This window comes from Streptomyces tendae, assembly GCF_014650435.1.
GTDB lineage: Bacteria > Actinomycetota > Actinomycetes > Streptomycetales > Streptomycetaceae > Streptomyces > Streptomyces tendae.
Genome location: NZ_BMUY01000022.1, coordinates 48,534 through 62,115 on the forward strand (window position 1 = coordinate 48,534; position 13,582 = coordinate 62,115).

At 71.0% G+C, this 13,582-nt stretch carries 14 protein-coding genes; 11 read left to right on the top strand and 3 right to left on the bottom strand.

Going from position 1 to position 13,582, the window contains the following annotated elements:
• Positions 1 to 5 precede the first annotated feature (5 nt).
• The 5 genes from IE258_RS37690 to IE258_RS37710 all read left to right on the top strand — a co-directional run bounded on the left by IE258_RS37690 (position 6) and on the right by IE258_RS37710 (position 6,123).
• Positions 6 to 1,811: an ABC transporter substrate-binding protein gene (locus IE258_RS37690; RefSeq protein WP_189750301.1), complete on the top strand. Its 1,806-nt coding sequence runs from the start codon at positions 6 to 8 to the stop codon at positions 1,809 to 1,811.
• Between the two features lie 108 nt (positions 1,812 to 1,919).
• Positions 1,920 to 2,918: an ABC transporter permease gene (locus IE258_RS37695; protein ID WP_127892511.1), complete on the top strand. Its 999-nt coding sequence runs from the start codon at positions 1,920 to 1,922 to the stop codon at positions 2,916 to 2,918.
• Complete coding sequence (locus IE258_RS37700; RefSeq protein ID WP_159329481.1) at positions 2,915 to 4,012, top strand: ABC transporter ATP-binding protein; 1,098 nt, start codon at positions 2,915 to 2,917, stop codon at positions 4,010 to 4,012. Before IE258_RS37695 ends, IE258_RS37700 begins: the two co-directional genes overlap by 4 nt.
• A 23-nt stretch (positions 4,013 to 4,035) precedes the next feature.
• Positions 4,036 to 5,385: an ABC transporter ATP-binding protein gene (locus tag IE258_RS37705; RefSeq protein ID WP_229892682.1), complete on the top strand. Its 1,350-nt coding sequence runs from the start codon at positions 4,036 to 4,038 to the stop codon at positions 5,383 to 5,385.
• 78 nt (positions 5,386 to 5,463) lie between these two features.
• Positions 5,464 to 6,123 (top strand): trimeric intracellular cation channel family protein, encoded by a 660-nt coding sequence (locus IE258_RS37710; protein ID WP_003973517.1) that lies wholly within the window; start codon positions 5,464 to 5,466, stop codon positions 6,121 to 6,123.
• A gap of 10 nt (positions 6,124 to 6,133) precedes the next feature.
• Here IE258_RS37710 and IE258_RS37715 read toward each other — a convergent pair whose 3' ends face one another.
• Entirely contained in the window at positions 6,134 to 7,345 is a 1,212-nt protein-coding gene (locus tag IE258_RS37715) for an erythromycin esterase family protein (protein WP_189750303.1), read from the bottom strand.
• Positions 7,346 to 7,403: 58 nt separating this feature from the next.
• On the opposite strand from IE258_RS37715, the gene IE258_RS37720 reads away from it, so the two are divergent.
• Positions 7,404 to 8,150: a TioE family transcriptional regulator gene (locus IE258_RS37720; protein WP_189750304.1), complete on the top strand. Its 747-nt coding sequence runs from the start codon at positions 7,404 to 7,406 to the stop codon at positions 8,148 to 8,150.
• Positions 8,151 to 8,175: 25 nt separating this feature from the next.
• Complete coding sequence (locus IE258_RS37725) at positions 8,176 to 9,036, top strand: thioesterase family protein (protein WP_189750305.1); 861 nt, start codon at positions 8,176 to 8,178, stop codon at positions 9,034 to 9,036.
• Positions 9,037 to 9,048: 12 nt separating this feature from the next.
• Here the strand turns inward: IE258_RS37725 and IE258_RS37730 are convergent, their stop codons facing one another.
• Positions 9,049 to 9,675 carry a TetR family transcriptional regulator gene (locus tag IE258_RS37730; RefSeq protein ID WP_189750306.1) on the bottom strand — a complete coding sequence of 209 codons (627 nt, stop codon included), beginning with the start codon at positions 9,673 to 9,675 and terminating at the stop codon, positions 9,049 to 9,051.
• 97 nt (positions 9,676 to 9,772) lie between these two features.
• On the opposite strand from IE258_RS37730, the gene IE258_RS37735 reads away from it, so the two are divergent.
• From IE258_RS37735 to IE258_RS37745, 3 genes are all read left to right on the top strand, one after another.
• Entirely contained in the window at positions 9,773 to 9,970 is a 198-nt protein-coding gene (locus IE258_RS37735) for a hypothetical protein (protein ID WP_189750333.1), read from the top strand.
• A gap of 62 nt (positions 9,971 to 10,032) precedes the next feature.
• Positions 10,033 to 10,326 (top strand): DUF4190 domain-containing protein, encoded by a 294-nt coding sequence (locus IE258_RS37740; protein ID WP_189750307.1) that lies wholly within the window; start codon positions 10,033 to 10,035, stop codon positions 10,324 to 10,326.
• 90 nt (positions 10,327 to 10,416) lie between these two features.
• Positions 10,417 to 11,586 carry a cysteine desulfurase family protein gene (locus IE258_RS37745; protein WP_189750308.1) on the top strand — a complete coding sequence of 390 codons (1,170 nt, stop codon included), beginning with the start codon at positions 10,417 to 10,419 and terminating at the stop codon, positions 11,584 to 11,586.
• 46 nt (positions 11,587 to 11,632) lie between these two features.
• Here IE258_RS37745 and IE258_RS37750 read toward each other — a convergent pair whose 3' ends face one another.
• Complete coding sequence (locus IE258_RS37750) at positions 11,633 to 12,361, bottom strand: N-acetylmuramoyl-L-alanine amidase (RefSeq protein WP_189750309.1); 729 nt, start codon at positions 12,359 to 12,361, stop codon at positions 11,633 to 11,635.
• 60 nt (positions 12,362 to 12,421) lie between these two features.
• On the opposite strand from IE258_RS37750, the gene mnmA reads away from it, so the two are divergent.
• Complete coding sequence (gene mnmA / locus IE258_RS37755) at positions 12,422 to 13,552, top strand: tRNA 2-thiouridine(34) synthase MnmA (RefSeq protein ID WP_189750310.1); 1,131 nt, start codon at positions 12,422 to 12,424, stop codon at positions 13,550 to 13,552.
• The last annotated feature ends 30 nt before the right edge of the window (positions 13,553 to 13,582 follow it).

Consider the following 13,582-nt stretch of genomic DNA (forward strand, 5'->3'; position numbering starts at 1 on the left):
AGATCGTGACTACCCAACGCACCTCAGGGCGGCGCAAGCAGGCTTTGGCCGCTGCCGCAGTGGTCGCCGCGCTGCTGACCACGGCGGCGTGCGGCGGAGGCGGCGACGACGACAACGGCAGCGGCGGTTCGAAGAACGGCGCGCCCGGCTACGACGCAGCCAACAACAAGGTCGCCCAGGCCGCCGAGGCCAAGAAGGGCGGCACGCTGAAGTTCGCGAGCACGCAGGACGCCGACTCGTGGGACACCACGCGCGGCTACTACGGCTTCATGTGGAACTTCTCCCGCTACTACAGCCGCCAGCTCGTCACCAACAAGACGGAGCCGGGCAAGACCGGCGCCGAGGTCACCCCCGACCTCGCCACCGACGTCGCCAAGGTCTCGGACGACGGCAAGACCTACACGTACACCCTGCGTGACGGCGTCACCTGGGAGGACGGCAAGCCGATCACCTCCAAGGACGTCAAGTACGGCATCGAGCGCGTCTGGGCGCAGGACGTGCTGTCCGGCGGTCCGACGTACCTCAAGGAGGTGCTCGACCCCAAGGACGAGTACAAGGGCCCGTACAAGGACACGTCCAAGGACAAGCTCGGTCTGAAGGCGATCGAGACGCCGGACGACAAGACGATCGTCTTCCACCTGCCGCAGGCCAACTCGGACTTCGAGGAGATGCTCGCGCTGACCTCGGCGTCCCCGGTCCGCCAGGACAAGGACACCAAGTCCAAGTACGGCCTGCACCCGTTCTCCTCGGGCCCGTACAAGTTCGAGTCCTACAACCCCGGCAAGGACCTGACCCTGGTCCGCAACACCGAGTGGAAGCAGAGCTCGGACCCGGTCCGCAAGGCGTACCCGGACAAGGTCACGATCAAGTTCTTCACCAACGCCAACGACCTGGACGCCCGCCTCATCGCCGGCGACTACGACATCGACCTGGCCCAGACCGGTCTGTCCCCGCAGGGTCGCACCACGGCGCTGAAGGAGCACAAGGAGAACCTGGACAACCCGGTCTCGGGTTACATCCGGTACGCCACGTTCCCGCAGAACGTGAAGCCGTTCGACAACATCCACTGCCGCAAGGCCGTGCTCTACGGGGCCGACCACGTCTCCCTGCAGACCGCGCGCGGCGGCCCGGTCGCCGGCGGTGACATCGGCACCAACATGCTGCCGCCCGCCGTTCCGGGCGCCGAGGGCCAGAAGTACGACCCGTACGAGATGGCCGGTGCGAACAAGAAGGGCAACGTCGAGAAGGCCAAGGAAGAGCTGAAGGCCTGCGGCCAGCCGAACGGCTTCAAGACCACCATCGCGGTCCGCAACAACAAGCCGGTCGAGGTCGCCACCGCCGAGTCCCTCCAGGCATCGCTGAAGAAGGTCGGCATCGACGTCGAGATCGACCAGTACGACGGCTCGCAGTACGCCAGCGTCATCGGCAGCCCGACGAACGTGAAGAAGAAGGGCTACGGCATCATCATCATGGGCTGGGGCCCGGACTTCCCGTCCGTGCAGGGCTACGGTCTGCCGCTGTGGCACAGCGACTACATCCTCGACAGCGCGAACAACAACTTCGCGATGATCGACGACCCGAAGATCGACGGTCTCTTCGCCGACTACCTGACCGAGCTGGACGACGCCGGCAAGACGAAGATCGCCACGGAGATCAACCACAAGGTGATGGAGGGCGCGTACTACCTGCCCTTCGTCTTCGAGAAGTTCATCAACTGGCGCTCCAGCAACATCGCGAACGTGTACACCACCGACGCCTACAGCGGTATGTACGACTTCGTGAACATCGGTCTGAAGAACCCCAAGAAGTAACCGGTACACCCGCCGTACGGCACGAAAGGCAGGTGAAGGCCGGCGCGGCGTGACCGCGGGCCGCCGGACAACCTCCGGCGGCCCGCGGGGCGCAGCGGGCCGCAACCCGTGCTCGCTTACCTCATCAGGCGGCTGTTCGCCGCCGCAGTGATGCTCGTGGTCATCATCCTGGTGGTCTTCTGCATCTTCTTCCTCGTCCCCAAGTGGGCCGGGGTCGACATCGCCCTGAACTTCGTCGGCAAGCAGGCGGACCCCGCCGCCGTCGAGGGTGTGCGGCAGAAGCTGGGTCTGGGCGACCCGGTCTTCGTCCAGGCCTGGGAGTTCTTCAAGGGCATCTTCGCGGGCCGCACCTACGCGGCCGGCGGCGACGTGACCCACTGCGCCGCGCCCTGCTTCGGCTACTCCTTCAAGACCGAGCAGTCGGTCTGGCCGGTCCTGACCGAGCGTTTCCCGGTGACCCTGGCTCTCGCGCTCGGTGCCGCCGTGCTGTGGCTGATCTTCGGCGTGGCCGCCGGTGTGCTCTCCGCGCTCAAGCGGGGCACGCTGTGGGACCGCGGCGCGATGGTCGTCGCCCTGGCGGGTGTCTCCCTCCCCATCTACTTCACCGGTCTGCTCAGCCTGGCGATCTTCTCCTACGGACTGGGCTGGATCGACGGTGAGTTCGTACCGCTCGAGGAAAGCTTCAGCGGATGGCTCGGCGGCATGATCCTGCCCTGGATCACGCTGGCCTTCCTCTACGCCGCGATGTACGCCCGGATCACCCGCGCCACCATGCTGGAGATCCTCGGCGAGGACTACATCCGCACCGCGCGGGCCAAGGGCCTCAAGGAACAGGTCGTCATCAGCAAGCACGCGATGCGCTCGACCCTGACCCCGCTGCTCACCATGCTCGGCATGGACCTCGGCGCCCTGATGGGCGGCGCGATCCTGACCGAGACCACGTTCAGCCTCCCCGGCCTCGGCCAGAAGGTGCTGGACGCGATCCAGAACCACGACCTGCCCTTTATCCTGGGCGTCGTACTGATCACTTCTCTCGCGGTGCTGATCGCCAACCTCGTGGTGGACGTCCTGTACGCCGTGATCGACCCCCGAGTGAGGCTCGCATGACCGAACTGAGCAAGAGCGGGGCAGCGGTGGGCGAGCCCGCCGGCACCTCGCCCGCGCCGACCGCCTTCCTGGAAGTACGCGACCTCAAGGTCCACTTCCCGACCGACGACGGCCTGGTCAAGTCCGTCGACGGCCTCTCCTTCCAGCTGGAGAAGGGCAAGACCCTCGGCATCGTGGGCGAGTCCGGATCCGGCAAGTCGGTGACCTCGCTCGGCATCATGGGCCTGCACACCGCCGGACAGTACGGCAAGCGCAAGGCGCAGATATCGGGTGAGATCTGGCTGGACGGTACCGAGCTGCTGTCCGCCGACCCCGACCACGTGCGCAAGCTGCGCGGCCGCGAGATGGCGATGATCTTCCAGGATCCGCTGTCCGCGCTGCACCCGTACTACACGATCGGCCAGCAGATCGTGGAGGCGTACCGCATCCACCACAAGGTGGACAAGAAGACCGCCAAGCGCCGCGCGGTGGAGATGCTCGACCGCGTCGGCATCCCGCAGCCCGACAAGCGGGTGGACAGCTACCCGCACGAGTTCTCCGGCGGTATGCGCCAGCGCGCGATGATCGCGATGTCGCTGGTGAACAACCCCGAGCTGCTCATCGCGGACGAGCCGACCACCGCCCTGGACGTCACCGTCCAGGCGCAGATCCTCGACCTGATCCGGGATCTGCAGAAGGAGTTCGGCTCCGCGGTCATCGTCATCACCCACGACCTGGGCGTCGTCGCCGAGCTGGCCGACGACCTCCTGGTGATGTACGGCGGCCGGTGCGTGGAGCGCGGTCCGGCGGAGAAGGTGTTCTACGAGCCCCGGCACCCCTACACCTGGGGCCTGCTGGGCTCGATGCCGCGGCTCGACCGCGACCAGCAGGAACGCCTCATCCCGGTCAAGGGCTCGCCGCCCTCCCTCATCAACCTCCCGTCCGGCTGCGCCTTCAACCCGCGCTGCCCGTACGCCGACGTGCCCAAGGACGACGTCACCCGCACGGTCCGCCCCGAGCTGACCGAGGTCGGCAGCAAGCACTGGGCCGCCTGCCACATGTCGCAGGAGCAGCGGGAGCGTATCTGGACCGAAGAGATTGCGCCGAAGCTGTGAGCGACCAGGCAGAGGACAAAGCGGTGACCATCCCCGCACAGACCAGCGGCACCACCCTCACCAAGGACGCCGCCCCCGGCGACACCCTGCTGAAGGTCACCGGCCTGCAGAAGCACTTCCCGATCAGGAAGGGCCTGCTGCAGCGCCAGGTCGGCGCGGTCCGCGCCGTCGACGGCATCGACTTCGAGGTCAGGGCCGGCGAGACGCTGGGAGTCGTGGGCGAGTCCGGCTGCGGCAAGTCGACCATGGGCCGGCTGATCACCCGGCTCCTGGAGCCGACCGCGGGCAAGGTCGAGTTCCAGGGCAAGGACATCACGCACCTCGGGGTCGGCGGCATGCGTCCGCTGCGCCGCGACGTGCAGATGATCTTCCAGGACCCGTACTCCTCGCTGAACCCGCGCCACACCATCGGCACGATCGTCAGCGCCCCGTTCAAGCTCCAGGGCGTGCAGCCCGAGGGCGGGGTCAAGAAGGAGGTCCAGCGGCTGCTGTCGGTGGTCGGCCTCAACCCCGAGCACTACAACCGCTACCCGCACGAGTTCTCCGGCGGCCAGCGCCAGCGCATCGGCATCGCCCGCGCGCTCGCGCTCAACCCGCGGCTGGTCGTGGCCGACGAGCCGGTCTCCGCGCTCGACGTGTCGATCCAGGCGCAGGTCGTCAACCTGCTCGACGACCTCCAGTCCGAGCTGGGCCTGACGTACGTGATCATCGCGCACGACCTGTCCGTCGTCCGGCACGTCTCGGACCGGATCGCGGTGATGTACCTCGGCAAGATCATGGAGCTGGCCGACCGCGACCTGCTCTACAAGTCGCCGATGCACCCGTACACCAAGGCGCTGATGTCGGCCGTCCCGATCCCGGACCCGGCTCGGCGCGGCGCGAAGAGCGAGCGCATCCTGCTCAAGGGCGACGTGCCCTCGCCGATCGCCCCGCCGAGCGGCTGCCGCTTCCACACCCGGTGCTGGAAGGCCACGCAGATCTGCACGACCACCGAGCCGCCGCTCAAGGAGCTGCGGCCGGGCCAGCAGGTGGCCTGCCACCACCCGGAGAACTTCGAGGACCAGGCCCCGCAGGACGTCGTCCTGCTCACCGCCGCCAAGGAGGCGGCGGAGCTGGTGTCGGAGGACGCGCTGGCCGAGTCGGCGGCGACCTCGGCGGCGGTGGCCGCGGAGGTCGAGGCGACGGAGGCCGCGGAGGCCGAGAGGTCGGAGACCGCCGAGGCGACCGGGACCGAGGAGTCGGCGGCCGCGGAGTCGGGGGCCGCGGAGGCCGAGACGTCGCAGACCGCGTCGTCCGAGGGCGCCGCGTCGGCCGGTGACGAGCCGGCCGGTGACGAGCCGGCCGCCGAGGAGCCTCCCGCCAAGGAGAAGTGACCTCGCCCACCTCGCCCGACAGTGAGCCCCTGCCTTCGTTTGTAAGGCGGGGGCTCACTGTCGGGTAAGAATGGAAGGGTGTACGAGCAACTCTTCAGCCCCACCGTCCAGCACACGCTCGACTTGGTCGGCATCTTCGTCTTCGCCATCTCCGGCGCGCTGCTGGCCGTACGCAAGAACTTCGACGTCTTCGGCATCGCCGTCCTCGCCGAGGTCACCGCGCTCGGCGGCGGGCTGTTCCGGGACCTGGTGATCGGCGCGGTGCCGCCCGCCGCCTTCACCGACCTCGGGTACTTCCTCACCCCGCTGCTCGCGACACTGCTGGTCTTCTTCCTCCACCCCCACGTGGAGCGCCTCCAGACCGGCGTGAACATCTTCGACGCGGCCGGGCTCGGCCTGTTCTGCGTCGCCGGCACCACCAAGGCGTACGACTACGGCCTCGGCCTGACCGCCTCCGCCTGCCTGGGCCTGACCACCGCGGTCGGCGGCGGCGTCCTGCGCGACGTGCTGGCCAACGAGGTGCCCTCACTGCTGCGCTGGGACCGCGACCTGTACGCCGTGCCGGCGATCGTCGGCTCCGCGATGGTCGCCCTGTGCATCCGCTACGAGGCGCTCACCCCGTTCACCAGCGGGCTGGCGGTCGTCACGGCCTTCGTGCTTCGGCTGCTGGCCCTGCGCTTCCACTGGCGGGCGCCGCGCGCCTGGAACCGCCGGTCGACCGTGGTCGAGGGGGACTGACCGGGACCCGTTACGGACGCGGCATGTCCTTGACGAAGGCGACGCCGTCGACCGTGTCCAGATGGCCGGGATCGAGCGGGGCGTAGCCGAACCAGGAGGACACCCGGGGTTCGGGCCGCGGGTTGCCGAGGGCGTCGGCCAGCCGCGCGGGCTCGATCACGCAGGGGTCGTCGGGGAGCGCGTACAGGAGCCCCTCGACGGTCTCCGGCGGCGGGGTGTCCACGCCGTGGTGCCGGATCGTGCCCAGAGCCGTGGCCACGAAGCCGTACTCCCCGCCGAGCCGGGCGCTGACGAGGGCCCCCGCGCTCCACCATTCCAGCCGGCCCTGCCACATCCGCATCGAGCTCTTCGCGCGCTGGAGGTGGGAGTTGTGGGCGTGGACGAAGGACGGCCCCCGCTCGGCGAGCGCGAGGAGGTTGGCGGCCATCATCCGGTCCCGCGCGCCCAGCATCCTGGTCATGCGCGCGGGGGAGTCGTCGGCCATCGCGTGGTGGTACGCCAGCAGGCCGGTGGCGGTACGTGCGTGCAGGCGGGCCCGCTCCCAGTCGTCCCGCGAGGCGGACGCGATCAGGTGCGGCGTCTGCTCGTCCAACAGCGACGCGAGATCGGCGGCGAGTGTCCGCAACCGGCCCGCGTCGGCCGACCGCCCCACGGACCGGGCGGGGTCCGTCATGGCCTCGGGCTCGGTCCACCGGTCGTCGGCGCCGAGCAGGCGGTCCAACGTCTTCGCGGTGCAGGGGAGCAGGTCCGGGTCCACCCACGCCGAGAGGCAGCCGTGCAGGGCGGTGAGCGCCTGCCGGGGGCTTTCGGCGTGGGTGATCTCCAGCGGGCCGTCGAAGCCGGCGAAACGGATCCGCTCCCGCGCGGGCCGGTCCTCGTTGTACGCGCGCATCCAGCGCACGAGCTCCCGGTTGGGCGCGCTCGGGCCCCAGGGGTGGCTGAATCCGCGTGCCATGACCTCGTCGAGGGTGCCGGCGCCCCAGGTGACGTAGTCGTCCACGACCAGTCCCCGCAGGCAGTCGCTCTCGATCGTGATCGTCCGGTAGCCGTACTGCTCGACGAGTTGCCGGAAGACGGCGTTGCGCACGTCGAGCAGGGCGTCCTCGCCGTGCGTGGGCTCGCCCAGGGCGAGCAGCGGGGGCGGGGCGGGGAACAACCGCATGACGGCGGCCGCGTCCAGGGGCTGGGCGATGTCGGCTGTGGTCTCGATGCGTTCGGCCATGGCTTCAACGGTATCGTTGAAGTTCCGGTTGAAACTTCGTCGCGAAAACAGGGGAATCATGGCCACGAACCCTCAAAGCGCGAGGAAGCTCAGGCCGGTCGACATGGCTCGCGTGCACGGTCTGTCGGCGCAGGCCGTCAGGAACTACGAGGCGGCCGGCATCCTCCCGGCCGCCGAGCGCACGGCCCACGGCTACCGCGTCTACACCGCGCTGCACGCCCGGGCCCTGGACGCGTTCCTCACCCTGCTGGCGGGCCACGGTCACCGGACGGCGGGCTCGGTGATGCGGGCCGTGAACGAGGACGCGCTGGACGAGGGGCTCCGGTTGATCGACGAGAGCCACGCCCGGCTGCTCGACGACCGGCGGACGCTGGAGGCCGTGGAGGGCGCGCTGCGGGACCTGGTGCCCGAGGCCGCCGGGGACGTGCCGGGTGCGGCGGGCGGCTTCATCGGGTCCCTCGCGGCGGAGCTGGGCGTCCGGCCCGCGACCCTGCGCGCCTGGGAGCGGGCCGGCCTGGTGCGCCCGCGGCGCGACCCGCTGACCGGGTACCGCCGCTACGACGAGGACGACGTCCGGGACGTCCGCCTCGCCCACCAGCTCAGGCGCGGCGGCTACCCGCTGGAGCGGATCGCGTCCGTGATCGCCCAGGTGCGTTCGGCCGGGGGAGTGGAGCCGTTGGAGGCCGCCCTGCGCGAGTGGCACGACCGGGTGTCGGCCCGTGGCCGGGCGATGGTGGCCGGGGCGGCGGAGCTGGAGAGGTACCTGCGGGCGCGGGAGCGTGAAGCAGAGAAAGCTACCGCTTAGTAGCGCCCTGTTGTACCGTGCAGTCATGCCAGAAGCAGCCTCCGCAGCGGCCGTACGGGCCACCATCGGCGACAGTGAGTTCGACCGGGACACCGCCGTCACCCCGCGCGCGCCCGGCGTCTACGACCTCGACCTGTCGGCCGGCTGGACGATCATCAACGCCGTCAACGGCGGCTACCTGCTGGCCGTCCTGGGCCGGGCCCTCGGCGACGCGCTCCCGCACCCAGACCCCTTCACCATCTCGGCGCACTACCTCACCGCCTCCCGGCCCGGCCCGGCGGTCGTGCGCACCGAGACCGTCCGCACGGGCCGCACCCTTTCCACCGGCCAGGCCTCCCTCTTCCAGTACGACGACGAGGGCAACGAGGTCGAGCGCATCCGCGTGCTCGCCTCCTACGGCGACCTCGGCGCCCTGCCCGACGACGTCCGCACCTCGGCGCAGCCGCCCGCGATCCCGCCGATGGACCAGTGCTTCGGCCCGGAGGACGGCCCCGCTCCGGTCGACGGCAGCTCGGCCATCGCCGACCGGCTGATGCTCAAGCTCGACCCCGCCACCCTGGGCTGGGCGCTGGGGCAGCCCTCGGGCCGGGGTGAGATGCGGGCCTGGTTCGGTCTCGCCGACGGCCGCGACGCCGACCCGCTCTCGCTGCTCCTCGCGGTGGACGCACTGCCCCCGACCGCCTTCGAGCTGGGGCTCAAGGGCTGGGTGCCGACGGTCGAGCTGACCGCGCACGTGCGGTGCCGTCCGGCGCCGGGCCCGCTGCGGGTCTCCATCACCACCCGCAACCTCGCCGGCGGCTTCCTGGAGGAGGACGCCGAGGTCTGGGACAGCGCCGACCGCCTGGTCGCCCAGTCCCGCCAGCTGGCCCGGGTCCGGCTCGGCTGACCCGGGGGCTGCTCAGTCCAGCCAGTGCGTGCGGCCGACGCTGATCAGCCGCAGTTGCCGCCGTGCCGTCTCGACGGCCCGGCGGCGCTCCTCTTCCGGAGCGTCCAGCGTCTCCAGGAACAGGGACGCCGTGATCAGCATCTGGTCGACGTAGAGGCCGGCCAGCATGCGCAGGTCGGTGTCGCTCCAGCCCGCCGCCGACGCGTCCGTGGCCAGCTCGGCCTTCACCTCCTCGGCGAACCGCGCCAGTTGCTCCCGTATGGCCCGGCGCACCGGCTGCACCCCGCCGTGCCGCTCCCGCGCGATGAAGCGGACGTGGGCCGGGTGCGCGGCCACGTGCCCGGCGATCAACTCGACCGCGCGGTCGATGCGTTCGTCGTCGTCCTCGGCCGGTGACATCGTGGTCCGGATCATCGGGTGCAGGCTGCCCAGCGCCTCCTCGACCAGCGCCACACCGAGATCCGCCGTGGAGTGGAAGTGGCGGTAGAAGGCGGTCGGGGCGACGCCCACGGCGCGGGTGACCTCGCGCAGCCCCAGGCTGCTCAGACTCTGCTCCTCCAGCAGGCCGAGCGCCGCGTCGAGGAGCGCCTGCCGGGTCTTCCGCTTCTGTTCCTGCCGAACGCCTGGGGTGTGACTCATGCCATGCAGTTAACAACTGTTCTCTGGAATTGAAAAGCCGCGCGGCGCGCTAGACTGAGAAGTCAGTGAACAACTGTAACCACAAACGTTCACCGAAGTGTCCACGCAAGGTTGGGGGATCCGTTCCATGCTGTTCCTCGTCGTCGCACTCCTGCTCCTCGGTGTGGTGCTGGGCGCCGTCGCCCACGCACCGCTCACCTTCTCCGTCGCGGCCGGCCTGGTCATCGCCGTCTGGCTCGGCATCTTCGCCCTCCGCGAGCGGCACGGCCGCCGGCGGAGCAGCTCCGCCCACTGACACCTCCACCGACGCACGGTCCATCCACGCACGGTCCACCGACGCACGGCAGGGAGAACACCATGCAGCTCACCGCACCGGCCAACCGCACCACAGAGAGCCCCCGCACCACCCGTCGTACCGGCATCCACGACACCGACGGCATGGCTGTCGCCTCGTTCGTTCTCGGACTGCTCGGCCTGCTCGTCCTCAACGTCTTCCTCGGCCCGATCGCCATCGCCCTGGCGAGCGTTGCCCTGTGGCGCGGCACCGCCCGCCGCGGCCGGGCCCTCCTCGGCCTCGGCCTGGGCGTCGCCGACCTGCTGGTCCTGGTCGCCTTCATGTCCGCCGACAACACGATGTCGTGGAGCCTGTGAGCCACCTCGCCGTCTCGTCCGGGCCACCGCGTGACGAGGCCAACCGTGGTCTGAGGCCGGGCGGAACCGCCCCGTAGAATCGGCCGCACCATGGCTTACCTCGACCACGCCGCGACGACCCCGATGCTTCCCGAGGCAGTCGAGGCACTCACCGCGCACCTGGGCGTCACCGGCAACGCCTCGTCCCTCCACGCGTCCGGCCGCCGGGCGCGGCGCACCGTCGAGGAGGCCCGCGAGACCCTCGCCGAGGCGCTCGGCGCCCGCCCCAGCGAAGTGGTCCTCACCTCCGGCGGCACCGAGGCCGACAACCTCGCCGTCAAGGGTCTGTACTGGGCCCGCCGTGACGCCGACTCGGCCCGCACCCGGGTCCTGGCCAGCCCCGTCGAGCACCATGCCGTCCTCGACGCCGTCCACTGGCTCGGCGAGCACGAGGGCGCCACCGTCGAGTACCTGCCGGTCGACGCCCACGGCCGGGTCCACCCCGAGGCGCTGCGCGAGGCCATCGCCCGCGACCCCGCCGACGTGGCGCTCGCCACCGTGATGTGGGCCAACAACGAGATCGGCACGATCATGCCGATCCGTGAACTGGCCGACGTGGCTGCCGAGTTCGACGTGCCGCTGCACGCCGACGCGGTCCAGGCATTCGGTCAGCTCCCGGTCGACTTCGCCGCCTCCGGGCTCGCCGCCATGACCGTTTCCGGCCACAAGATCGGCGGCCCCTACGGCATCGGCGCGCTGCTGCTCGGCCGGGAGTACACCCCGGTGCCCGTCCTGCACGGCGGCGGACAGGAACGCCATGTGCGCTCCGGCACCCTCGACGTCCCCGCCGTCGCCTCCTTCGCCGTCGCCGGCCGGCTCGCCGCCGAGCAGCACGAGTGGTTCGCCCGCGAGATCGGCGCCCTGCGCGACGACCTGGTCGACGCCGTCCGTACGGCCGTCCCGAACGCGATCCTCGGCGGCGACCCGTCACCCGGGGGACGCCTGCCGGCCAACGCCCACTTCACCTTCCCGGGCTGCGAGGGCGACTCGCTCCTCCTGCTGCTCGACGCCCAGGGCATCGAGTGCTCCACCGGCTCCGCCTGCACCGCGGGCGTCGCCCAGCCCAGCCACGTCCTGCTGGCCACCGGAACCGACCCCGACCTGGCCCGCGGCACCCTGCGCTTCTCGCTCGGCCACACCTCGACCGAGGCCGACGTGGAGGCGCTCGCCAAGGCGATCGGCCCCGCGGTGGAGCGGGCCAGGGCGGCGGGGCTGTCGTAGGAACAGGCGTTGCCGCAAGAGCCGCGGTACGGGCTGCCGTGTCGGTTCAGGCCTTGGTCGGCGGCTTCGACGGTGCGCTCGTGGCCGCCCGCCGCACCAGCTTCAGATACCGGTCCCAGTCCCAGTGCGGCCCCGGGTCGGTGTGGTCGGTGCCCGGCACCTCCACGTGGCCGAGGATGTGCTTGCGGTCCACGGGTATGTCGTACCGCGCGCAGATCCCCGCCGTCAGCCGCGCGGAGGCGGCGTACATCGCGTCGGTGAAGTCCTGCGGACGGTCCACGAAACCCTCGTGCTCGATGCCGACACTGCGTTCGTTGTAGTCGCGGTTGCCCGCGTGGTACGCCACGTCCAGCTCGCGGATCATCTGGGTGACGCGCCCGTCCTGCCCCACGATGTAGTGCGCGGCCGCCTTGTGCCCCGGGTCCTGGAAGGCCCGCACCGCGCTGTCGAAGCTGCCCTGCGTGACATGGACGATCACCATGTCGATGCCGAAGTCGTCCGGCCGGTCCGCCCGCCGCCAGTTCGCGTCCGACGCCGCCACCCAGCGCGCGCCCGCGTAGTCGACGACGCCGTCCTCGCGGGGCCGCTCGACGCCCGGCAGCCGCCACCACAGCCGGGCCAGCTCGTCGCGGGCCAGCACACCGGTGCCCACGGCCGCCGCCGCACCGCCGACGATCAGCGCGCGGCGGCCGATGCGCCGGTCGCCGTCCGCGGACCCGCCGCTCGCCGACCCGCCCGGTGTGGACCCGCTCGTGGATCCCTGCTTCGCCCCCATGCGATCTTCAACGCATACTCGCGCGCTCCGGTTCCCGCCTCCCCGTACTCTGGAGGGGTTATGACTGAGACCCCGCAGCGCACCCGTCCCCTCCGCGTCCTCGCCGCCATGTCGGGCGGAGTCGACTCCGCCGTCGCCGCCGCCCGCGCGGCCGAGGCGGGGCACGACGTGACCGGCGTCCACCTGGCGCTCTCCGCCAACCCGCAGTCCTTCCGCACGGGCGCCCGGGGCTGTTGCACCATCGAGGACTCACGGGACGCCCGCCGCGCCGCCGACGTCATCGGCATCCCGTTCTACGTGTGGGACCTCGCCGACCGGTTCCGGGAGGACGTGGTCGAGGACTTCGTCGCCGAGTACGAGGCCGGCCGCACCCCCAACCCGTGCCTGCGCTGCAACGAGAAGATCAAGTTCGCGGCTCTCCTGGACAAGGCGCTCGCGCTCGGCTTCGACGCCGTCTGCACCGGCCACTACGCCCAGGTGATCCTGCGCGAGGACGGCGTCCGCGAGCTGCACCGCGCGGCCGACATGGCCAAGGACCAGAGCTACGTCCTCGGGGTCCTCGACGACCGGCAGCTCGCCCACGCGATGTTCCCGCTCGGTGACACGGCCACCACCAAGGACGAGATCCGCGCGGAGGCCGGGCGCCGGGGCCTCGCGGTGGCCAAGAAGCCCGACTCGCACGACATCTGCTTCATCGCCGACGGCGACACCCAGGGCTTCCTCGCCAACCGGCTGGGCAGGGCGGAGGGCGACATCGTCGACGAGGCGGGCAACCGGCTCGGCACCCACGAGGGCGCCTACGGCTACACCATCGGCCAGCGCAAGGGCCTCAGGATCGGCACCCCGGCCCCCGACGGCAAGCCGCGCTACGTCCTGGACATCTCCCCGGTGGACAACACCGTGACGGTCGGCCCGGCCGAGGCGCTCGACGTCGACGCCCTTCGCGCGATCAAGCCCCGCTGGTGCGGAGCCGCCCCCACCGGCCCCGGCACCTACACCGCCCAGCTCCGCGCCCACGGCGGCGAGACCGAGGTCCGCGCCGAACTCGTCGACGGCACCCTGGAGGTGACCTTCACGGAGCCGGTCCGCGGCGTCGCTCCCGGCCAGGCGATCGTGCTGTACGACGGCACGCGCGTGGTGGGCTCGGCGACCATCGCGTCCACCACGCGCGCGACGGCCGGCGCGGCCTGACCCGTCCGCCCGGACACGCGGAGGCGACCT

Coding starts and splice junctions, on each gene's coding strand:
- IE258_RS37720 (WP_189750304.1), top strand. CDS start 7,404: ATGGCCACGAACCCTCAAAGCGCGAGGAAGCTCAGGCCGGTCGACATG.
- IE258_RS37750 (WP_189750309.1), bottom strand. CDS start 12,361: ATGGGGGCGAAGCAGGGATCCACGAGCGGGTCCACACCGGGCGGGTCG.
- IE258_RS37700 (WP_159329481.1), top strand. CDS start 2,915: ATGACCGAACTGAGCAAGAGCGGGGCAGCGGTGGGCGAGCCCGCCGGC.
- IE258_RS37715 (WP_189750303.1), bottom strand. CDS start 7,345: ATGGCCGAACGCATCGAGACCACAGCCGACATCGCCCAGCCCCTGGAC.
- IE258_RS37740 (WP_189750307.1), top strand. CDS start 10,033: ATGCAGCTCACCGCACCGGCCAACCGCACCACAGAGAGCCCCCGCACC.
- IE258_RS37725 (WP_189750305.1), top strand. CDS start 8,176: ATGCCAGAAGCAGCCTCCGCAGCGGCCGTACGGGCCACCATCGGCGAC.
- IE258_RS37745 (WP_189750308.1), top strand. CDS start 10,417: ATGGCTTACCTCGACCACGCCGCGACGACCCCGATGCTTCCCGAGGCA.
- mnmA (WP_189750310.1), top strand. CDS start 12,422: ATGACTGAGACCCCGCAGCGCACCCGTCCCCTCCGCGTCCTCGCCGCC.
- IE258_RS37730 (WP_189750306.1), bottom strand. CDS start 9,675: ATGAGTCACACCCCAGGCGTTCGGCAGGAACAGAAGCGGAAGACCCGG.